The organism is Nocardia sp. NBC_01377 (genome assembly GCF_045040005.1).
Taxonomy (GTDB): Bacteria; Actinomycetota; Actinomycetes; order Mycobacteriales; family Mycobacteriaceae; genus Nocardia; species Nocardia noduli.
This window is the reverse complement of sequence record NZ_CP109566.1, coordinates 5,131,551-5,152,416: the sequence shown is the minus strand read 5'-3', so window position 1 is coordinate 5,152,416 and position 20,866 is coordinate 5,131,551. Positions and strand designations below refer to the sequence as shown.

The window sequence follows — 20,866 nt, the reverse complement described above, 5'->3', positions numbered from 1 at the left end:
CTACCGTCTCGCTCGCGTGTGACGAGTCGAGGGCGTCCAGTGCGGCCGGGGTGTCGAGGTCGACGTCGGCCGCCGAACAGCGTTGGGGCGCGTCGTCGGTGGTTATTCCAGTTCGCTCAAGGATCTGCCGACGTCGGCGAGGGTTATCGGCCTGCCGAAATCCTGGGTGTACCGGTGCGGGGTGAATCCGCACCGGAAGACCCCGGTGTTCGGGCCGAATTCCGCGGCTTTCCACCCCTCGGGCGTCGCCTGCTGGACGTTGAAACATCGCGTCTGCGCGGCCATCGGCCGTGACAGGTCCAGCGGCGCCTGCAAGCCCCCGGCGGTCCAGGCGGTCTCCTTGCGCGCGGCGTGATAGACGCAGGCCCGCGTCAATTCGTCGCCGCAGGTCGCGGCGGATTTCGCGAACAGTACCCACGCCTGAAAAGCCCGGAGCACCTGGAAGGTGATGTCGCTGCTGGGCGCGTACTGATCGAACATATCCTTCAACTGCCGCACGGCGGGCACCCGCGCGGCGGCATCGAGCGGGGCGATGCCGCTCAGGTCGACGTAGTAGTTCCTGTTCTCCAGCGAATCCCGCATCGCGTCGAGGAATTCGGAGTTGTAGGAGGTGGCGTTGGCATCGATCCAGTCCGGCTGGTACCCGATATCGGTGAGCGCTTCCTGGAGACGGCCCAGATGACGGAATTCGCCGAGGAAGATCAGCCCGCGCACCCCTTCGGCCCTGAGCGCACGGGCATACGATGTCCAGTCCGAAATCCCCGCGGGCGGATACTTCTCGTTGTAGACGACCGTCGCTCCCGACGCGGTCAGTGATTCGGTGACCTTCTCGCTCATGACCTCGGTGATCGGGGAATCGCCGACCAGCACACCGATCGAGCTCGCCGACCTGGGATGTTCGTCATTGATCAGCCAATCGTGGAAGCCGGTGTACGGATCGACACCTTCCGAGACCGTGGCGCCACTGCTCAGTTGCAGGTCCGATCCGGTGTTCTCGCTCGTCGTGACGTGCGCCGGAAATTCCGGGAGCAGGCAGGACAGCCGGTCTTTCACGCCGAGACCGTCGAGCGCGGCCCCGCCGCCGACGAGAAAGAAATCCTCGCGGCACGATTCGACCATCCGCTGGTGTACTTCGGTCAGATTGGTGTCGCGGATATTGGCGACGAGCGTGCGGCCGTTGATTCCGCCCGCGGCATTGCACCAGGACGTGAACACCTTCGCCGCGTCGATGAAATCCCGGTATCGCGTGAAGCCGACGTCGGAGAAGGTGCCGACCTCGATCTCGTCGGCCGTCACGCCCGGCGCCGACGCGCTGCTCGCGTCGCCGGGACGGCAGATGTCGGTCAGGTTGCCGAAGGAACCCGACGCCGCGTTCTTCGCGTCCTGCGCACCCCCGCCGCCGCACCCCGTCGCGATCAGACAGGCCGCCACGACGGCGACGCCGATTCTGTTCGGTCTCAACGCATTCCTCCCGTGCGACGCCCCGCATGACACCGGGTCGTCACCGATTCCCACCCCGTGCCGGAGCCGACGATCTCGAGGCACGATCGGCGAATCCTGTTGCAGGCAAACGCATCGCGACCGTGCGCGCGTGAAGTCGACGTTACCGCAACGAGATCCGGGATCGGGAACCGCGTACCCGATCAGGTCGAGTCGCGCGGCACCAGGTGCGCGAAATCGCCGTCCGGCGTGACCGATTTGCTCGGATATCCCAGCGTCGTCATCATGGCGGACACCGCGACGTCCACGATTTCCGTGGCGTGGAAGGCGATCGAGGTCAACGGCGGATCGCTCACCGCGGCGAGCGCGATGGTGTCGACACCCACCACCGCCAGATCCTCCGGGCAGCGCAGGCCGGCCCGGCGGATCCCGTGCAGGACGACGAAGGCGACCTCGTCGCTCTGCGCGCAGACGGCCGTCACGCCCTCGTCGACCCAGCGGGACACCGTCTCGGCCGCGCCGGAACCGTCCGTGGCGAACGTCGCGACTTCCACGTCGGGCAGATTCCGCGCTCGCGCGGCGGCCCGCATTCCCCGCAACCAGTACTCGCCGAGCGGTCGCAATTTCGTGTCGTCGGAGTACGCGAACGCCAGGCGCCGGTGTCCGCGCTCCTGAAGATGCGCGACCCGCAGTTCGCCGACGGTCAGGTCCAACGCGGCCAGGGCGCGCAGATTGTTGCTGCCGAGGTGGATCTGCGGGATGCCCGCGGCCTCGACGGCCGCCAGCGCCGCACCGCGCAGGGGAAAGGTGCCCGCGACCGCGATCGGATTCAGATTCGAGATCGCGTCGACCACATTGCTCGCGTCCTCGGTCTCGAATTGCAGCGACAGCACGATGCCCTGCTGGGCCAGTGCGGTGGTCAGGCGGCTGCCGACCTCCATCGCCAGCTCGCCCATCGCGATGCGCGGGACGATGTAGAGCACGATGCCGCTGCCTCCGATGGCGAGGTTGCGTGCCGCGAGGTTGGGCCGGTATCCCAACTGCCTGGCGGCCTCGCGGACCACGGCCTGGGTCTGCGCCGAGATGGTCTGACCGGCGACGTTGTTCAGCACGTAGCTGACCGTCGCCGTCGACACATTGGCGAGGCGGGCGACATCGGCCTTCGTCGGCCGCGCCGATCGCCGCGCACGTACCTCCGCCCGGGTCTCCGAATCGCTCGTCACCAGCGCATCATCGCACGCGACGCTGTCAGGTCGGTCGTCCAGATCCCCCCCGAAGGCGCTCGCGGGCCCGGCGTCGGTCGGCCCCCGCGGTGCAACCTGTTCCAATCTCATACGGTACGGTGTCTGGGGAGGCCGTACCTCTACACGGCGCAGGGGCTGTGCATTCCGCTGGGAAATTCCACTACGACGAAGTGCTGGGATCCGACATTCGATGGGGACACCGATGCTTGAATCCTCGCCCGCCGAGGCGTATCTGTCCGATGGCGCGAAGCTCGACGTGACGTTGGACGACACCGATATCCGATTGCTGGAGGCGCTGCTGGCGCCGTTGCGCGCGTGGACGAGTCCGCGCTTCTTCGGCCTGGAGAACGTTCCGGCCGAGGGACCGGTGCTACTCGTCGGCAATCACAATCTGATGGGCGTCATCGACGCGCCGCTGCTCTTTCCGGAAGTGCTGCGCAAACGGGGACGGGTGATTCGCGGTCTCGCCGAGAACGTGTTGATCGCGGTGCCGGGACTGCGCCATTTCCTGCACTACTACGGCACGGTGCGCGGCACACGCGAGAACTGCATGGCGATGTTGCGACGAGGGGACGCCGTGATCGTGTTCCCCGGCGGCGGACGCGAGGCGATTCGCCGCAAGAACGAGAAATACCTTCTCAAGTGGGAGGGTCGCACCGGATTCGCGCGGATGGCGATCGAGGCGGGCGCGCCGATCGTGCCGGTCGCGATGATCGGTGTCGACGACGCCTACGACATCGTCTTCGACGGCGATCATCCGGTGATGCGTCCGGTGCGCTGGACAGTCGAGGCGCTGGGATTGAAGGCGAATCTGACTCCGCCGCTGTTGCGCGGTGTCGCGGCCACGATGTTGCCCCGCCCGGAACGGTTCTATTTCTCGGTGGGCGCGCCGATCGATCCGGCGCCGTGGCGCGATGCCGCCGACCTCGACGTCGCGGCCGCGGATCTGTGCGATGTGGTCCGCAAAGGACTCGAAGAGGAGATGAACTACCTGTTCGAGGCCAGGGACCGTGACACGGGACGGACCCTCGCGGGACGTCTTCGCGCGATGCTGCCGATCTGAGTTCGGCTCCCCGCGCCTACGACGCTCGTCGCAACGCGGTGCGCAATCCACTGTGGCCGGAACGATTGCCGCGACCCCCGGGAAATGGTCTGAGCACGTCGAACTTTCGTTCCGACGCCGTCTCCGGGGCGTCATCGGAGGTCGCGAGCAGCAGACTGTCCGGGAGCGCCAGTTTGTGAATGGTGCGCAGCGTCAGCAGGTACTGGCGCGGCAGCGGTCCGGTCGTATAGGGCAGGTCGTATCGGTCGCAGAGATCGCGCACCCGATGTGCGATCTCCGCGTAGCGATTACTCGGTAGATCCGGGAACAGGTGATGCTCGATCTGGTAGCAGAGATTGCCGCTGAGGAACGCGAGAACACGTCCGGCGTCGAAATTCGCGGAGCCGAGCATCTGACGGAGATACCACTCGGACTTGGTTTCATTGTCCAGCACGTTGGGTTCGAACTTCTCGGCTCCGTCCGGGAAATGTCCGCAGAAGATCACCAGGTATGCCCAGATATTTCGCAGCACGTTTGCGCTCGCCGTCGCGGACAATGTCCGCCGCCAGCGTCGGCCGTTGAACGCGGGGAAGAGGAGATAGTCCTTGCCGATCTGCCGCGTGATCTTGCGAAGCAGGGCCCGGGTGTGTTTGGTCTTCTCCACCGGATCTCCGGAGCGTTCCTGCGCGGAATAGAGGCCGTGCAGGGCGATACCCCATTCGAAGGTGACGGCCAGCAGGAGATTCCGAACCGGTTGCAGCAGATGTTCCGGTCGCCACGACTCGTCGCGGGTCACACGCATCACGCCGAAGCCGATGTCCTCGTCCATGCCGAGCACGTTCGTGAAGACGTGATGGCGATAGTTGTGCGAATATCGCCACTGCTCGGACACGCCGGCCATATCCCATTCCCAGGTGCTGGAATGAATTTCCGGATCGTTCATCCAGTCCCACTGGCCGTGGCCGACGTTGTGCCCGATCTCCATGTTCTCGATACTCTTGGCCACCGCGAGCCCGACGGTACCGAGTACCCAGCCGGGTCTGTTCCCGGTGAGTGCGATGGTCAGCCGGGAGGCCACGTCGAGTGCTCGTTGGAACGCGATCGTACGGCGGATGTACGCCGCGTCTCGCTCACCGCGCTGCTCGATGATGCTGCGGCGTATCGCGTCGAGTTCGGACCCGAGTGCTTCGATGTCGCAGGTGTTCAGATGCGCGTAGGCGGCGATCCGCGATATAGCCATTGTTCTCCCCGAGTTCCTGAGTTGTTGCCGCGCTCGGTCGGTGAACACGATGTGGGTGTGAGATTAAACCCGTGGGCGGCTCACCGTTCGAACGCGCGCCGGAGTGCTCGTGCCGCCCGGCCGATCGCGCCGCGCGGGGGTTTGCTACCGATATCCGTCCGACGTCGGCTGGCCTCATCCGTTCCGGCAAGCGCAGACCGCACCCTTGCCGCGAACACCCGAACCTTTTGCGCGATCCTGCCTTCGATCGTCATCGGACTGTTCCTGCCTCCGGCAGCGCCACAGCTTTCGATCTGAACTGAATGGCCCTGGCCGGTCGTCGCACGAACCGGTATAACCACAGCGTACGCTGAGAATACGCCGTATGTCTACAGTGTAGGATTACGTTGTAGACATGGCCCGGTGGGATGCCGACTTCGATCAGCGGGATCTCGCGGTCCGACGGACGGGAGCTTCGATATGACGCGGCGGATGACCAAGGTCGATGCGATCGGCCGATCATCGACCTATAGGTGGTCGCGGCGCGGCTCCGACCCGGCCCGGACGGATCGGGTACCGGAGAGCGACGTAGTCCAGATTTCCGTGGCGGAGGGGGAAACTGTTGCCGCCCAACAACGCTGGGACTCGGAAGGTGGGGCCGGGGGACGTTGAGCGACGCCTTCGATCAGCCGTCTCTCGGGATCGTCGTGGCCAATCCGGTCAGCAGGATATCCAGGCCTCTTTCGAGTTCGGACGCGCCGTCATAGGAGGCGAGTACCGGGGCCAATTCCCGGATCAGCGGGAATTGGCCGATCGGCAGTCGGTGCAATCCGAGCCGAAGCACCTCGTCTGTCTCCTCGGCGCGTTCCACCATCTCCTGGAGTTCGTTGAGGACGTGGCCGTAGAGGAATCCGAACACCATGCGGTAGATATGCAGCGCGTCGGCTCCGGCGAATCCGGCTCCGGTGAGCAGGGCGAGGATGTCCTCCAGTGGCCGGATCACCGCTTGGGAACGCAGTCCCAACGGGGTTGCCAACGGCCTGGTCACCAGAAGTGGCACCACTCGCGGATGAGCCAGCGCCAGTCGGCGGAAATCACTTGCGACGGAACGCAACTCGGCGGCCCAGTCCGGGGCGGTCGGGTCCACCGCCAACTGCGCGAAGATGATCTCGGCTATTCCGTCGAGGACCGCGGCTTTGTTCGCGACATGGCGATAGATGACCATGGGATCCCGCCCCACCGCCTCGGCCAGGCGGCGCATCGACAAACTTTCGACGCCGTCCCGGTCGACGATCTCCAACGCCGCTTTCAGCACCGTCTCCCTGGTGACCGGGCTCTCGCCCCGGCTGTTACGTGCCTGAGGGGTCCGCCGGTTCCCCGATCGAGAATTCGAGTGGTCGGCTGGCGAGTCGGTCATATCGGAAACCCTCTCCCTTTCCCAGTGGATCTTCCTTGTAGGTCATGAGCGTAGACCTACAGCGTTGACATCGACAGTGAGAGCGCGTCTACTGGAGTGATCGGCTCCTACGATGATCCGGTCGGCCGCTGTGGAGTGACCGGGATCGCGAACGCCCCGCCACCCCGAACAGGAGCGCCATCATGACAACGAACCAGATCCACCGGCCGTCGGCTCGTCATCGCACGCCGCCGGAGTTCACACCCCGATTGAGGCTGAAACCGAAGACCGAACGCAACGGTTACGTCGACGGTGCCTGGTGGCCCAGATCCAGCGAACTCGTCGGCGAGTTACCGGACCTGCTCGCGGTGCTCTCGGTCAGCCTCGGCCCGGTCTGGCGGGTGGTCTACGACCCCGCGGGTTGGGCGTCGGCACCGGCGCGCATGATCGCGGGCGGACGCAGTGTGCGCCTGGACGCGTATCACTTCGAGCGATAGAACACGATGTACGTCTTCGGCCTCGACACCGGCCTGATCGTCTTGCGCGTGATCCCATCGGCCACCGAGAACGACATCGCGCACTCGGCCCTGATGGCCGCGGTGCTGCCCGATCCGACGGCGCTGGCCGCCGGTTGAATCACACAGCGCCTGCTGCCGCGAGAAGGCGACGGCGTCGCGGGGCAGGTCGACGGCGCATGGTGGCCGTGGACGGATAACCTCGTCCGCCGAATTATCCACCGTCCGTGGAATTTCGCCGAATATCTGATCCATTTCGCCGCCCCGGGACGAATGACGCCCGAGTGCTAGACTCGGAAGTCTAGTGGTCGATCCGCCCTGTCCTTTTACTTGCGGATTCTCGAGCGCTCCGGCGCAACACGTTCAGCCAATCGAGTGGTTGCAGGCAGTGGCACCGTCGGCGCTGCCTAGAAGCAGAAGGGCTGTCCCCGTGTCGAATCGAGAGTTCTCCCGGGTATGCGAGGTATCCGCGCGTACGCGATATCTCGAAAGGAAAAGTCGATGGAAATCGGAGTCGGTGTCTGTATGAATACCATGACAATTTCCTACGCACATCTGTTCCGGCTCAGCGACGAATGTGGAATCTTCGAGCACGCGAATTTGACAGCGCCCCGCGTCGACAATGGTTACTGCGTCGATGATGTCGCCCGTGCCCTCGTGGTGGCGGTCCGGGAACCGGAACCCGACGGTCGTTTGCTCGAACTCGTCCGGGTGTATCTGGACTTCGTGATCGCGGCGTTGAGCGAGGACGGACGTTGCCACAATCGCCGGGGCTCGGACCGAGCGTGGCAGGACGACCCGGGCGTCGAAGACCACTGGGGGCGTGCGCTGTGGGCGCTCGGCTCCGTCGTCGCTCGTGTCCCCGATCTGGCGGATATCGCGATGACGCATTTCGCCGTCGCGGCTCGTCGACGGTCGGAATTCCCGCGCGCGATGGCGTTCGCCGCGCTGGGCGCCTCCGAAGTGTTACGGGTGCACCCGGGAAACGCGCAGGCCGGCGCGTTGATGGCCGACGCCGCCGATTCGATCGGCGCGCCCACCCGTCGCCTGGACTGGCGCTGGCCGGAACCTCGATTGCACTACGCCAACGCGGTACTGGCCGAGGCGCTGCTCGCGGTCGGCGCGCAGCTGCCGGGACAGGGCCGCATCCAGGCCGACGGACTCGCGATGCTGCGCTGGCTGCTCGATATCGAGACCTCCGACGGTCATCTGTCGGTCACGCCCATGGACGGGTGGACGACCGGGGAGGCGCGTCCCGGATTCGATCAGCAGCCCATCGAGGTCGCGACGCTCGCCGACGCCTGTGCCCGCGCCTACGACGACACCGGTGACGAGCGTTGGAAGGATTCGGTCCTGCTGTGCCAGGCGTGGTTCCACGGCGCGAACGATATGGCGACCCCGCTGATCGATCCGATCAGCGGCGGTTGTTCCGACGGCCTCGAACACACCGGCCGCAACGACAACCAGAGTGCCGAGTCGACCCTCGCGATGATCTCCACCCAGCAGCAAGCCCGCAGGTTGACCTCCACATCGTGACGGGCGTGGACATCTCACGCCCGTCCTGATGAGAGACTGAGAATCACATAGCAAATTCTCAGTTATCGCACCGTATGTTGGGGTGATGGTCTGGACACGAGCTCGAACCGCGGTGGTGGTGACCGCGGTCGCGATGGTATGCGGAATGTCGGTGGGTGGCGCTTCGGCCGACAGTCGCCCGCCGGATCCCGTCATCGCGACGGGGTCGATGCTCGCCTCGCCGAATGCCGCCGACGGCTCCCGCGTGGGCGCGGTCACCGTCGACGGCGACCGCGCGATTCGGCTCGCGGTGTACTCCGCCGCGATGGGCAGGGATATCCGGGTCGACGTCCAGCGTCCCGCCGACACCTCGGCCCCGCGCCCCACCCTCTACCTGCTCAACGGCGCGGGCGGCGGGGAGGACTCCGCGACGTGGAAGGCGCGTTCGGATGTCATGGACTTCCTGGCGGACAAGGATGTCAATGTCGTCACCCCGGTCGGCGGGGCGTGGAGTTACTACACCGACTGGATCGCGGACGACCCGGTCCTCGGGCGCAACAAATGGCAGACCTTCTTGACCCGTGAACTGCCGCCGCTGATCGACGCGGGTCTCGGTACGAATTCGGTCAACGCGATCGCGGGCATCTCCATGGCGGGCACCTCGGTGCTGCAATTGCCGATCGCGGCCCCCGGACTGTATCGCTCGGCCGCCGCCTACAGCGGATGCGCGCGGATCAGTGATCCGGTCGGCTACAACTTCGCCAATACCGTCGTCGCGGCGGGCGGCGGCAACTCCGCGAACATGTACGGGCCCGCCGGTGACCCCGGGTGGGCGGCGAACGATCCCTACGTCCACGCCGAAGGGCTGCGCGGGGTGAACCTGTACCTGTCCGACGGCAGCGGGATGCCGGGGAAGTACGACACGCTGGACGGCCCGAACGCGCTGCCCGGTGTGGGCGGACTGGTCAACCAGGTCGCGGTCGGCGGCGCGCTGGAAGCGGCGACCGACTACTGCTCGCGCAATATGCGGGCCGAACTCGATCGGCTCGGCATCCCCGCCACCTACCATTTCGCGTCGACCGGCACCCATTCGTGGGGCTACTGGCAGGACGAACTGAAGCGATCCTGGCCGGTGCTCGCCCACGGACTCGGCTTGCCCGCGTAATCATTCGGTTTGCGGGGAATTGCGCTGAACCGAATGTTTCAGCACCAGGTGAGACAACGATTCTGCCACCAGAAGTGAACAACGGTTCTCGTTCCGGGTACCGTGTGTGACAACGACAGGTCGGTGTGGACCGGCCGGTGTGGTCACTAGGAGGTTGGTGTGGAGCGCACACTGTTCGAACCCGAACACGACTTGTTCCGCGAGTCGTTCCGCAAGTTTCTCGATCAGCACGTCGCGCCGAACCACGCGAAGTGGGAAGAAGCGGGCATCGTCGACCGGGATGTGTGGCTGGAGGCGGGTAAGCAGGGCTTCCTCGGCATGGCCGTTCCGGAGGAGTTCGGCGGCGGTGGCGTCATCGACTTCCGCTACAACGCCGTGCTGACCGAGGAAGTGACTCGGGGCCAATTCTCCGGGCTCGGCTTCACGCTGCACAACGATGTGATCGCCCCGTACCTTGTCGATCTGACCAACGACGAGCAGAAGCAGCGCTGGCTGCCCGGATTCTGTTCCGGCGAGATCATCACCGCCATCGCCATGACCGAACCCGGCACCGGCTCCGACCTTCAGGGCATCAAGACCCGCGCTGTCCGCGACGGCGACGACTGGATCATCAACGGCGCCAAGACCTTCATCACCAACGGCATCAACGCCGATATCGTCATCGTGGTCGCCCAGACCGACCCGGACAAGGGCGCGATGGGTTTCAGCCTGTTCGTCGTCGAACGCGGGATGCCGGGCTTCGAACGCGGCCGCAACCTCGACAAACTCGGCCTCAAGGCGCAGGACACCGCCGAGCTCAGCTTCGCCGACGTGCGCGTCCCCGGGAAGAACCTGCTGGGCACCGAGGGCATGGGCTTCATCCACCTCATGCAGAACCTGCCGCAGGAACGTCTGTCGATCGCGGTCATGGCCGCTGGCGCGATGGAGGGCTGCCTGGACACGACCATCCAGTACGTCCGCGATCGCAAGGCCTTCGGCAAACCCATCGGCGCACTGCAGAACACCCGTTTCGTGCTGGCCGAACTCGCCACCAAGACGACCGCGGTCCGCATCATGGTCGATCGTTTCATCGAGGATCTCAACGCGGGCAAACTCTCCGCCGAGGACGCAGCCAAGGCGAAATGGTGGAGCACCGAGGAACAGCTCGACCTGATCAACCGCTGCCTGCAACTGCACGGCGGATACGGATACATGAAGGAATACCCGATCGCCAAGGCGTACATGGACGCCAGGATCCAGACGATCTACGGCGGAACCACCGAGATCATGAAGGAGATCATCGGACGGTCGCTGAAACTCTCCTGATCGCAAGGCTTTTCGCGGTCGGCCCGGACGCGGGTGTCCGCGACGGGCCGGGCGCGCCCGGATCAGGCGTCGCTGTCCGGATCGAGCACGGCGGCAACGGAATCGGGCGTCCAGCTCAGATCCGCTCCGGGCCGGGTCGCCAGGTATTCGGCGATCTCGGGCAGCGCCCAGCCGTGGGATTCGGCCAGTCCGGCGGCGAGATGACGCAGGTACGCGGGGGCGGGCGGGTTGCCGGGAATATCGGTGTGCCGCCACGGGGCGGTGCAGGTCAGCACGGGGTGGCCGTCGAGAGTGCCGGTGCGGACGAGGGTTTCGTAACGTCCCGGTCCGAGGGCGGTGCGCCCCGACTCGATGACCTCGGTGAGGTCGAGATCGATTCCGGGCGGGCGATACATCTCCTGGGCGACGATATCGGAGAACTGTCCGACGCCGATCAGGTACGCGCCCGCCGCTGTCTCGCCGGGCGCGTCGGGAGCGTAGAAGGCCCTGCCCCCGGTCCAGGTCAGCGATTCGGTGGCGAAGTACAGCAGTCCGGGCAGCAGCAGCGGCGCCGAGCGGCGCGGGGCGGTGTGATCGCGACACCCGGGCAGGTCGATCGCGCCGCCGACCGGTGTGCCGCCCGAGAGATAGCACGCGAAACGGCTGCGGTGCAGATTGGATCCGTACGCCGCGTACCACACGAGATCGGTCACCCGGCCATTGTGCCGCGTGTGGACACCGCGGCGATGTCGCGTCCGTGCCCGCCGCCTCGGACAGCAGAAGGGCGAGCGCGGTACACGCTCGCCCTTCTGCTGTCCGTCTTATCGGCGCTGTCGACTCCCGGTGCGGGTCAGCACCGCACGGGGACCGGATCGTTGCGGAACCGGGCTTCGACGTAGTTCCACGCGTCGGCGAACCCCGCCACCGCGGTCGTCATGTGCTCGGAGATGTCGTACGGGGTGAACGTCAGCGGAGCACCGGCGCGACAGTACCGGTCGGCGACCTCCTTGACCGAATCGAACGGGGTGAGTTCGTCGTAGATGCCCTGCCAGATGAGCATCGGGGCCGTCGGCACGCCGTCGTGGTAGCGAAGGCTGTTCTCGCGCAGTACTTCCTTGGCCGCGGGACTGTCCATCAGGCTCTTGGACGCCGCGAGTTGATCCGCGCTGCGCAACGCGCCGTGGAACAGCAGGAAGCGACGGCATTCGTCGTGGGTGATATCGCGGAACCACAGCCCCGTGTTGTTCAACTGCTCCGAGACCGGCAGCCGGTTCGGGTATTCCCGCTCGAGGCCCATCGCCGCGGCGAAGGCCAGGCCGAAACCGGGGTGCGGTGCGAAGCCGAGCCCGAGTGCCATCTGTTCGAGGTCGGCCGGGATGCCGCCCGCGACGATCGCGGCGAGTTTCAGTTCGGGCGCGTAGGTCGGCTGGAGGGCTCCCGCCCACGCGGAGGCCATACCGCCGCCGGAGTAGCCCGCGATCGCGACGGGCGAGGTGGACAGCCCGATCTCGGTGGCGCGCTGCACGGCTCGCACGCCGTCCAGGGTCACCATGCCGCTCAACTTCGCCGCACCGTAGGCGACGTTCGGACCGAGGTAGTCCGGCAGGGATACCGCCCAGCCCCGGCCGATCGGCAACATCGCGCCGACCGCGTCCTGGAGTTCGCCGTTGAACAGCGAGCGCGACGGATTGCATTTGGTGCCGAGCGAATTGATCAGCGCCTGGTAGGACACCAGCGGGGGATTCTTCACGCCGATCGGCAGCAGCACCGTGGTGGCGGCCATGATGGCGTCACCGCTGGAATTGGTCGAGCGGAACGCCACCTGCCAGGCGTCGGTGCCGACGTAGGGGCCGGAATCGATACGCCGGGTGCGCACGACGTCGCCGGGCGCCTTGGCGGCGAGGTCGCCGGGAGCGGTGAAGAACGGATCGGGGTCGGGCGAGGGGTAGAGCGGATCGGCGGTAGCGGTCGTCATCAGCGAACCCGCCGAGAACAGGGTGATCAGGACCGCCAGGATCCTGGTCAGCATCCGAGACAAGGGTGTGATTCCTTTTGTTCCAGGGAAATGCGGCGTCTGCGCGAGCAGCGGTGATACCGCCGGCCCCGACGCCGGATGCCACGTTGCAGGCATCATCCGGAGTCTGAGGTTAGTCGAATCACATTGGTGCGTAACACTTCCTGCATGCGTGAAAGATCACAACAAATGGGCCGTGACGGTTGGGTGATCGTGACGTCGTGTGCCTTCACATGAATCCGCGCCGACGGAAAAACGAAGCGGGGCAGCGACTGTGAGTCGCCGCCCCGCTTTCGGATCCTCGTGCTCAGATCTTGCGGATCACCGTGACGACCTTGCCGAGAATACGTGCGTCGTTACCGGGAATCGGTTCGAACAGCGGGTTGTGCGGCATCAGCCACACGTCGTTGCCGGTGCGTTTGAACGTTTTCACGGTGGCGTCACCGTCGATCATCGCGGCCACGATATCCCCGTTGTCCGCGACGTTCTGCTGGCGCACCACCACCCAGTCGCCGTCGCAGATGGCGGCGTCCACCATCGATTGACCGACGACCTTCAGCAGGAACAGCGAACCGTCGCCGACCAGTTCGCGTGGCAGTGGGAAGACGTCCTCCACCGCCTGCTCGGCCAGAATCGGGCCACCGGCGGCGATCCGGCCCAGGACCGGCACGTAGGTCGGGATCGGGTGGTTCGCGTCCGGGGTGTCGCTGTCCTCGACCGCCGCGCCGGGCAGGGTCGTCACCGAGCGCACCGCCTCGTCCAGCCCGCGTACGTCCACCGCGCGTGGACGATTCGGATCGCGCCGCAGATAGCCCTTACGTTCGAGGGCTCGCAATTGATGGGCGACCGAGGAGGTGGAGGTGAGGCCGACGGCGTCGCCGATCTCCCTGATGCTCGGCGGGTAGCCGCGCTCGCTCACCGAGGTGCGGATGACCTCCAGTACCTTGCGCTGACGCACGGTGAGATCTACCCCGGTCCGGGACGGGTGGGCCCCGGCTCCGCCCTCGTCACCCGTGTCGTCTGTGTGGCTCACCGGCAACCGCCTTCCTGTTGATGATGTCGCTCACTGAATTTAGTCCGGTCAGGCCGATGTATCAAACATCTGTTCGACGTATGTCCAGTGTTGCTGCTGACATTGTCGGTGGACCGTGGTAGAAATCGAACACAAGTTCTTCGAACACATGATCGAATAGCGACTCCCTTCGAGCGACAACACAGCACCCCTCACGGAGGTTTGTCCGATGCGCACCGCGATCAGCGATCCCACTGCGAACACCACCGTTCCGGCTCCCATCGATGACGTCGTCGACGGCCCCGACCAGGTCTTCGATTCCTTTCCGTCGCCGATGCGGCACCGACGTCGAGGCGGGGCGCGGGAGCTCGAGGCGGTGTCGCGGACCTCGTCGGATCGCCGGCCGCGCGGCAGTCGCCCGGGCGGCGCGGTGGAGCTGTATCGCCGCGGCTCGGCGCGTATGGCACCCACCTCGGCTCCGCACGCTGTGTATCCGATGGAGGCCAGGGTCGCCCGGGCGGAACTGGGTTTCGCGACGCTCGCGATCGCGGCGCTGCTGAGCGCGCTGGTCGTCATCGCGCTTATCGGGCTCGCGCACTGGCGGGCGGGCACATTCCAGGGGGAGACACCCGCGTCGACGCCGGGCGTGGTCGAACCGCAGACCGCCACGTGGGATCTGCCCCCGCGTTGACGCCGATGCGGGCCCGACGTGTCGGTTCGCTCGCCGGTCTGGCCGAATTTCTCGATCAATAACTAGAACACGTTGCTACCGTGGCGTCGACGTGACTCAGACGGCATCAGCCTCGATCGATACGGGATTCCTTCGCGATGACGCCACACCCCGTCGGACGCGCCGTCCGCGCCATCGCCCGGATCGCCGGGTTGCTCGCCTGTCTGCTGTTGGGGCCGAGCATGATTCCCGCCGCGCACGCGGCCCCCGCCTCCGTCGAATACCTCGACATCGCGGCCGTCGACGATGACGGATCCACGGGCGGTGGACTGAATCCCGCACTGCCGCTGGAGGAATCGACACTGCGCGAGGCATTGGACGACGCGCGGTCCGCGGGCGTCGCGCCGCACCGTTACGGCACACTGCTGCACCAGTATCGGCTCGTGGTCGCGGCCCGCAACGCCGGGATCGATCTGGCCGCGTGGGATCCGTCGCGCGGTGTGCGCGCCAACGAGCACACCTTCAACCTGGTGTACGTCAACTACCTGCGGTTGGCGACGCGGCATCCGGAGTTCTACTGGGCGGGCCTCGCCGGTATCGCGGGCGGGTCGTTCGCCTCGGGGTTCTTCGACATCGGCGATGTCGGGACCGTGCTCGACCTGCCGGGTATCCATCGACTCGGCAGCACGGTGGCCGATCTGCTGGCCGGCGTACCGCCCGAACCGGTGGCGGGACTGCCGTCCGACATCCGGTTGTTCTCGACCGAGGGCCCGCGCCTGACCGTCGAGGATCTCGACTGGTACCGGGCCCGGCTGATGATCATGCAGCGCCACATCTTCCTCGACCTGGTGCCGATGCACGAGGTCTACGCGGCCCTGGGTATGGCGGGAATCGACGAGATGTACGCGGCGGGCGTGATCGACGCCGATATCCGGGCCGGATGGCGGTCCCTGGCCACGGGCACCACGGCGGGATACGTGGACGCGCTGCTGCGGATGACCGATCGCGAACAGAACCACATCGTGGCCGATCAGTGGGACGAGACCACCGCGGGCCGCGGGGGGATGGGCAGGGTGCTGACCTACCTCAGCACCGTGGCGGGCAAACCGGCGGTACCGGGCGTCCGCGCACCCGGGGTCTTCGCGCCCGCGACCGTCCGGGCCGAGGTCGGCGGGCGGATGCTCGCCCCGCGCACTCCGCTGCCCGATTTCAACTGGGCCGACCGTGGCACCCGTTGGGCCCTACATCATGGGTGATCTGGTATCCCGCCATATCGATATGGAATCCGACCCGGCACTGGCGGCGACCGTGCTCGGCGAGTCCTTCTGGGACAAACTCGCCCGGGGCAGGCTCGTGCCGCGACTGCCCGACCTGATCGCGGATATGACCCAGCAGTGGCAACTGGCCGGGTGACGTGCGCGCCTCGTTGCGAAAGACCCGGTGGAGACCGAGTATTCTCGAATTGCTATGGAGGTATACCAAGCGTCAACGGGGATATACCTCGTAAGGGGCTCACGCCCCCGTATACGCGCTCGCCGGACCGGTCGCTCCGATCGGACACAGGTTCGGACGCGGGCGCGCGCATCGACGAAGGATCTCTCGGATGCATTGCCCGTACTGCCGACACCCTGACTCCCGGGTTGTCGACTCGCGCGAGGCCGAGGAAGGCGCGGCCATCCGCCGTCGACGATCCTGTCCGAACTGTGCACGACGTTTCACCACGGTCGAGACCGCGATCCTGTCCGTGGTCAAACGCAGCGGCGTCACCGAACCGTTCAGCCGCGAGAAGGTGATCCGCGGTGTGCGGCGCGCGTGCCAGGGCCGCGAAGTCGACGACGATGCCCTGAACCTGCTGGCCCAGCAGGTCGAGGACGCCGTGCGGGCGAAGGGTTCGCCCGAGGTGCCCAGTCACGAGGTCGGTCTCGCCATCCTCGGTCCGCTGCGCGATCTCGACGAAGTGGCCTACCTGCGCTTCGCCTCGGTCTACCGTTCCTTCACCTCGGCCGAGGATTTCGAACGCGAGATACAGCACATGCGGGCCGCGCGCGCCGCGGCGACGGTCAGCGCCGATTGAGCGGATCCGCCGCCGGGCACGTACCGGCGGCGGTCGCCCGTCATCGTCGGACGGCGGAGATCGCCTTCTCGATGCGTTTGGCCGAGATCGGGTAGGGCGTACCGAGTTTCTGCGCGAACAGGCTCACCCGGAATTCCTCGATCATCCACCAGATCTCACCGATATCGGGTGCGTGGCGACGATTTTCCGGCAGGGCCGCGAGCAGCCGATCGTAGGCCGCCAGCGCCCGGTCGACTTCGACGATGCCCTGCCGGTCGCGGGTCGCCGAAGCGGGAAGGGCTTCCAAACGGGTGACCGCCGCGCGCAGGTAGCGGGGTAGCTCCGTCAGGCGTGCGCTGCCCCATTCGGCGACGAAGCCCCGGAACACCAGATCATCGAGCTGGTGACGGACATCCTCGGCGATATCGTGCTCGGCGGTCTCGGCCAGGGCTGCGTCGACCCGGTGCGCCTCGGCCAGAACGGGGACGACCAGGCGCACGATCCGCGCCACCGCGGCGGTGAAATCCGGGCGGATAGTGGCGATCAGGGCCTCGAATCGTTCCGGACTGCGCACCGGCCCACCGGCCGCGGCGATCAACTCGTCCGCGGCGGCGGCACGGCAATCCTCGACCAGGTCGTCGATACCCCCGTACGGATTGCGGCTCAGCGCGAGCCGCTCTCGCGGCGGCAGACTCGCGGTGACCGCGCGCACCGAGGTGGGCAGTGCGGCCAGCACCAGGGCGCGGGTACCGCTGCGCATGGCGGCGGCCTGCTCGGCGGGTGAGCTGAGCACGCGGACCGCGACGCCCTCGCCCTCGGCGACCAGCGCCGGATAACCCGTGACCGTCTGGCCCGCGACCTCGCGGCGCACGGTCGGTGCGACGGTGCCGAGTGATTCCGAGGTCCAGACCGCCGCGGGCGCGCGTTCTGCGCCCGCCGTGGCGCGGGCCACCGACGCGGAAACCTGTGCGGCCAACTGTGTTTTGAGCGCGGCGAGGCTTTTGCCCTTGCCGAGTACCTTGCCGTCGGTGTCGAGCGCGGCGAAGGTCATCCGCAGGTGGTCCGGCAGCGCGGCAGCGTCGAGATCGGCCGGTGCGATGGTGACCGAGCCCAGGCGCGACAGTTCACGGGCCAGGCCGGTGCGCAGCGGTTCGGCGCGCGGCGTCAGCGCGGCCAGGGCCGCGGAGGCGAAATCCGGTGCGGGAACGACACTGCGGCGCAAGGATTTCGGCAACGTCTTGATGAAGGCGGCCGCGAGTTCCTCGCGCATCCCCGGCACCAGCCAGTCGAAGCCGACCGGGCGCACGTGCGCGAGTTGTTCGACCGGGATGCGCACGGTGACACCGTCGTCGTCGCGGCCCGGTTCGAACTGGTAGGTCAGCGGGAAACTCAATTCGCCCTGACGCCACGCGTCGGGGAAATCGGTGGGATCGAGTCCGGCCGCGGTGTCGTTGACCACGGTGGATTTCGAGAAGTCCAGCAGCGCGGGATCTTTGCGTTTCGCGTTGCGCCACCAGCTGTCGAAATGGCGCACCGACACGATATCGGACGGGACGCGCCGATCGTAGAACTCGAACAGCACCTCGTCGTCGACCAGGATGTCGCGACGGCGGGCCCGATGCTCCAGATCTGCGACGTCGTCGAGCAGTTCCCGATTGCGGTGGAAGAACCCGTGGTTGGTCTGCCATTCGCCCTGGACCAACGCGTGGCGCAGGAACAGTTCCCGCGACAGCTCCGGGTCGATACGCCCGTAGTCGACCGGTCGCCCGGTTACCAGCGGCACACCGTAGAGGGTGACGCGTTCGTAGGCGCGGGCCGCGCCGCGCTTGCTGGACCAGTGCGGCTCGGAGTAGACCCGTTTGACCAGATCCCCGGCGAGGCGCTCAGCCCATTCCGGTTCCACCCTGGCCGCCATCCGCCCCCACAGCCGCGAGGTCTCGACCAGTTCGGCGGCCATGACCCAGCGCGGAGGCTTCTTCGCCAGCGACGAGCCGGGGAAGATCACGAACTTGGCTCCGCGCGCACCGAGGAATTCGCGCGATTCCGCTTCCCTGACACCGATATGGGACAGCATGCCCGCCAGCAGCGACTGATGGATCGCGGTGGAATCCCATGGCATGTCGTCGGATCTCGCGCGTCGGCCCGGCTGTTCACCGTGGTTTCCGCGCCCGGCTCCGTCCTCGCCGGAAGGTGTACCGCCCGGTGCGCCCGCTGTCGACCAACCGAGGCCTCGGGTGATCGTGCGCAATTGCCCGTGCAGATCCTGCCATTCGCGAATCCGCAGGTAGTGCAGGAACTCGTCGCGGCACATACGGCGGAACTGACTGGACGACAACGATGTCCGCTGTTCGTTCAGGTAGGTCCACAGTCGCGCGTAGGCGAGGAAATCCGAGCCGTCCACGACGAAACGCTGATGTTTGGTGTCGGCGGCCTGCTGATGTTCGGCCGGGCGTTCGCGCACATCCTGGATCGACAGGGCGGCGACGATGATCAGGACGTCGGCCAGACAGCCGTTGCGGTGCGCTTCGACCAGCATCCGCGCCATCCGTGGGTCGACGGGGATCTGTGCCATCTCCCGCCCGATCGGGGTCAGCGACAGGGTGGCGTCCGAGTCGGCTCGACCCTCCGATGCGGCCGCGTCGCTCTGTCCGTCGCCGTCCGGTGTGGCGGGGCCGCGACGTTTCCCGTCGGGTCGCCGTGCCAGCGCGCCGAGTTCTTCCAGCAGCGCGACGCCGTCGCGGATCGCCCGCTTGTCCGGCGCCTCCACGAACGGGAGCTTCTCGATATCCCCGAGTCCGAGCGCGGTCATCTGCAAGATCACGGCCGCGAGATTGGTGCGCAGGATCTCCGGTTCGGTGAACGCGGGCCTGGCGTCGAAATCCTGTTCGGAATACAGCCGGATGGCGATGCCGTCGGCGACGCGGCCGCAGCGTCCGGAGCGCTGCCGTGCCGACGCCTGCGACACCTCCTCGATGGGCAGCCGCTGCACCTTGGTGCGCATGGAGTAGCGGGAGATACGCGCGGTGCCCGGGTCGACCACGTAGCGGATGCCGGGCACGGTCAGCGAGGTCTCGGCCACATTGGTCGCCAGCACGACGCGGCGGCCGGTATGCGGTTGGAACACCCGGTGCTGTTCGGCGGCCGACAACCGCGCGTAGAGCGGCACGATCTCGGTGCGCGGAAGTTTCAGGTCGCGCAGCGCGTCGGCGGTGTCGCGGATCTCGCGTTCACCGGAGAGGAACACGAGCACGTCGCCGTCGCCCTCGGCGAACAGTTCCCGCACCGCGTCGCCGATGGCGTCGACCGGATCGCGGTCGACGACGCGGGTGTCCTCCCGGTCCTTCTCCTCGTCGGTGGCGGCAGCGGCGGTCGATAGCTCCAGCGACAGCGGCCGGTACCGGATCTCCACCGGATAGGAACGACCCGACACCTCGACGATCGGCGCGGGCACACCGTTCTCGTCGGCGAAATGGCGCGCGAACAGTTCCGGGTCGATGGTGGCTGAGGTGATGATCACCTTGAGATCGGGACGGCGGGGCAGCAACTGCGCGAGGTAGCCGAGCAGGAAATCGATATTGAGGCTGCGTTCGTGCGCCTCGTCGATGATGATCGTGTCGTAGCGGCGCAGCATCCGATCGCGCTGGATCTCGGCGAGCAGGATGCCGTCGGTCATCAATTTGACCAGGGTGCGGTCGGAGGCCTGATCGGTGAAGCGGACGGTGTAGCCGACCACGTCGCCCAGTTCGGTCCCCAGTTCCTCGGCGATCCGTTCGGCGACCGTGCGGGCGGCGAGTCTGCGCGGCTGGGTGTGGCCGATGGTGCCTCGGATACCCCGGCCGAGTTCGAGGCAGATCTTGGGTATCTGGGTGGTCTTGCCCGACCCGGTCTCGCCCGCCACGATCACCACCTGGTGCGCGGCGATCGCCGCGGCGATGTCCTCGCGACGCTGGGTGACCGGCAATTGCTCCGGAAACCGGATCGCCGGAACCGCCGCGCGTCGCGCGTCGACACGCAGCTCCGCCGCCGTGATCTCGGCGGTGATGGCGGCGAGGTCGGTCGAGTCGGCGTCCTTCCCGCGGGCCCGGTCCAGCCGTCGCTTCAGCCGGTATTCGTCGCGGAGGGAGAGGTTCGCCAGGCGGGTGCGGAGTTCACGTATTCCGTTGTCAGCTGTCCTGGTCATCGCGTACTCCAGCGTAATGGGCGCGTTCGGGCGCCGTCAGCCCGGAGCCGTCGCACTACCCGTCGCCGGGATCCGGTCCGCCGCGACGGGTCGTGCGCCGGCGTCCGTCGACCGATG

18 protein-coding genes are annotated in these 20,866 nt (G+C 66.7%); 10 read left to right on the top strand and 8 right to left on the bottom strand.

What is annotated here, in order from left to right:
- Positions 1–102: 102 nt before the first annotated feature.
- Together OG225_RS23630 and OG225_RS23625 are read right to left on the bottom strand one after the other, a co-directional pair.
- Positions 103–1,461, bottom strand: a complete 1,359-nt coding sequence (locus OG225_RS23630; RefSeq protein WP_405177307.1) for an ABC transporter substrate-binding protein — start codon at positions 1,459–1,461, stop codon at positions 103–105.
- Between the two features lie 182 nt (positions 1,462–1,643).
- Positions 1,644–2,663 (bottom strand): LacI family DNA-binding transcriptional regulator, encoded by a 1,020-nt coding sequence (locus OG225_RS23625; RefSeq protein ID WP_405177306.1) that lies wholly within the window; start codon positions 2,661–2,663, stop codon positions 1,644–1,646.
- 223 nt (positions 2,664–2,886) lie between these two features.
- Here OG225_RS23625 and OG225_RS23620 point away from each other — a divergent pair, with 223 nt between their 5' ends.
- Positions 2,887–3,747 carry a lysophospholipid acyltransferase family protein gene (locus tag OG225_RS23620; RefSeq protein WP_405177305.1) on the top strand — a complete coding sequence of 287 codons (861 nt, stop codon included), beginning with the start codon at positions 2,887–2,889 and terminating at the stop codon, positions 3,745–3,747.
- Between the two features lie 16 nt (positions 3,748–3,763).
- Here the strand turns inward: OG225_RS23620 and OG225_RS23615 are convergent, their stop codons facing one another.
- Positions 3,764–4,966 carry a fatty acid desaturase family protein gene (locus OG225_RS23615; RefSeq protein ID WP_405177304.1) on the bottom strand — a complete coding sequence of 401 codons (1,203 nt, stop codon included), beginning with the start codon at positions 4,964–4,966 and terminating at the stop codon, positions 3,764–3,766.
- Positions 4,967–5,630: 664 nt separating this feature from the next.
- The gene (locus OG225_RS23610; RefSeq protein WP_405177303.1) at positions 5,631–6,362 is read right to left on the bottom strand and encodes a TetR/AcrR family transcriptional regulator C-terminal domain-containing protein; all 732 of its coding nucleotides are present in this window, start codon (positions 6,360–6,362) and stop codon (positions 5,631–5,633) included.
- Positions 6,363–6,544: 182 nt separating this feature from the next.
- Between OG225_RS23610 and OG225_RS23605 the strand changes: the two genes are divergently transcribed.
- The 5 genes from OG225_RS23605 to OG225_RS23585 all read left to right on the top strand — a co-directional run bounded on the left by OG225_RS23605 (position 6,545) and on the right by OG225_RS23585 (position 10,841).
- Positions 6,545–6,838: a DUF5994 family protein gene (locus tag OG225_RS23605; RefSeq protein WP_405177302.1), complete on the top strand. Its 294-nt coding sequence runs from the start codon at positions 6,545–6,547 to the stop codon at positions 6,836–6,838.
- A gap of 6 nt (positions 6,839–6,844) precedes the next feature.
- Complete coding sequence (locus tag OG225_RS23600; protein ID WP_405177301.1) at positions 6,845–6,976, top strand: hypothetical protein; 132 nt, start codon at positions 6,845–6,847, stop codon at positions 6,974–6,976.
- Positions 6,977–7,390: 414 nt separating this feature from the next.
- On the top strand, positions 7,391–8,392 hold the full coding sequence (locus OG225_RS23595; protein ID WP_405177300.1) for a glycosyltransferase: 1,002 nt from the start codon (positions 7,391–7,393) through the stop codon (positions 8,390–8,392).
- Positions 8,393–8,477: 85 nt separating this feature from the next.
- Positions 8,478–9,536: an alpha/beta hydrolase gene (locus tag OG225_RS23590; protein ID WP_405177299.1), complete on the top strand. Its 1,059-nt coding sequence runs from the start codon at positions 8,478–8,480 to the stop codon at positions 9,534–9,536.
- A gap of 159 nt (positions 9,537–9,695) precedes the next feature.
- The gene (locus OG225_RS23585; protein WP_405177298.1) at positions 9,696–10,841 is read left to right on the top strand and encodes an acyl-CoA dehydrogenase family protein; all 1,146 of its coding nucleotides are present in this window, start codon (positions 9,696–9,698) and stop codon (positions 10,839–10,841) included.
- A gap of 62 nt (positions 10,842–10,903) precedes the next feature.
- Here the strand turns inward: OG225_RS23585 and OG225_RS23580 are convergent, their stop codons facing one another.
- From OG225_RS23580 to lexA, 3 genes are all read right to left on the bottom strand, one after another.
- Positions 10,904–11,533: a histone deacetylase gene (locus OG225_RS23580; RefSeq protein ID WP_405177297.1), complete on the bottom strand. Its 630-nt coding sequence runs from the start codon at positions 11,531–11,533 to the stop codon at positions 10,904–10,906.
- A gap of 137 nt (positions 11,534–11,670) precedes the next feature.
- Positions 11,671–12,849 (bottom strand): lipase family protein, encoded by a 1,179-nt coding sequence (locus OG225_RS23575; RefSeq protein WP_405177296.1) that lies wholly within the window; start codon positions 12,847–12,849, stop codon positions 11,671–11,673.
- Positions 12,850–13,141: 292 nt separating this feature from the next.
- Positions 13,142–13,873, bottom strand: a complete 732-nt coding sequence (gene lexA, locus OG225_RS23570; RefSeq protein ID WP_254189289.1) for a transcriptional repressor LexA — start codon at positions 13,871–13,873, stop codon at positions 13,142–13,144.
- Positions 13,874–14,075: 202 nt separating this feature from the next.
- Between lexA and OG225_RS23565 the strand changes: the two genes are divergently transcribed.
- From OG225_RS23565 to nrdR, 4 genes are all read left to right on the top strand, one after another.
- The gene (locus OG225_RS23565; protein WP_405177295.1) at positions 14,076–14,537 is read left to right on the top strand and encodes a hypothetical protein; all 462 of its coding nucleotides are present in this window, start codon (positions 14,076–14,078) and stop codon (positions 14,535–14,537) included.
- Between the two features lie 137 nt (positions 14,538–14,674).
- Entirely contained in the window at positions 14,675–15,772 is a 1,098-nt protein-coding gene (locus tag OG225_RS23560) for a hypothetical protein (RefSeq protein WP_405177294.1), read from the top strand.
- Positions 15,765–15,929 (top strand): hypothetical protein, encoded by a 165-nt coding sequence (locus OG225_RS23555; RefSeq protein ID WP_405177293.1) that lies wholly within the window; start codon positions 15,765–15,767, stop codon positions 15,927–15,929. The genes OG225_RS23560 and OG225_RS23555 overlap by 8 nt, the downstream gene beginning before the upstream one ends.
- A gap of 190 nt (positions 15,930–16,119) precedes the next feature.
- The gene (nrdR, locus tag OG225_RS23550) at positions 16,120–16,590 is read left to right on the top strand and encodes a transcriptional regulator NrdR (protein WP_109527593.1); all 471 of its coding nucleotides are present in this window, start codon (positions 16,120–16,122) and stop codon (positions 16,588–16,590) included.
- A gap of 40 nt (positions 16,591–16,630) precedes the next feature.
- On the opposite strand, the gene hrpA is transcribed toward nrdR, so the two are convergent.
- Positions 16,631–20,749, bottom strand: a complete 4,119-nt coding sequence (gene hrpA / locus OG225_RS23545; RefSeq protein ID WP_405177292.1) for an ATP-dependent RNA helicase HrpA — start codon at positions 20,747–20,749, stop codon at positions 16,631–16,633.
- Positions 20,750–20,866: the final 117 nt, after the last annotated feature.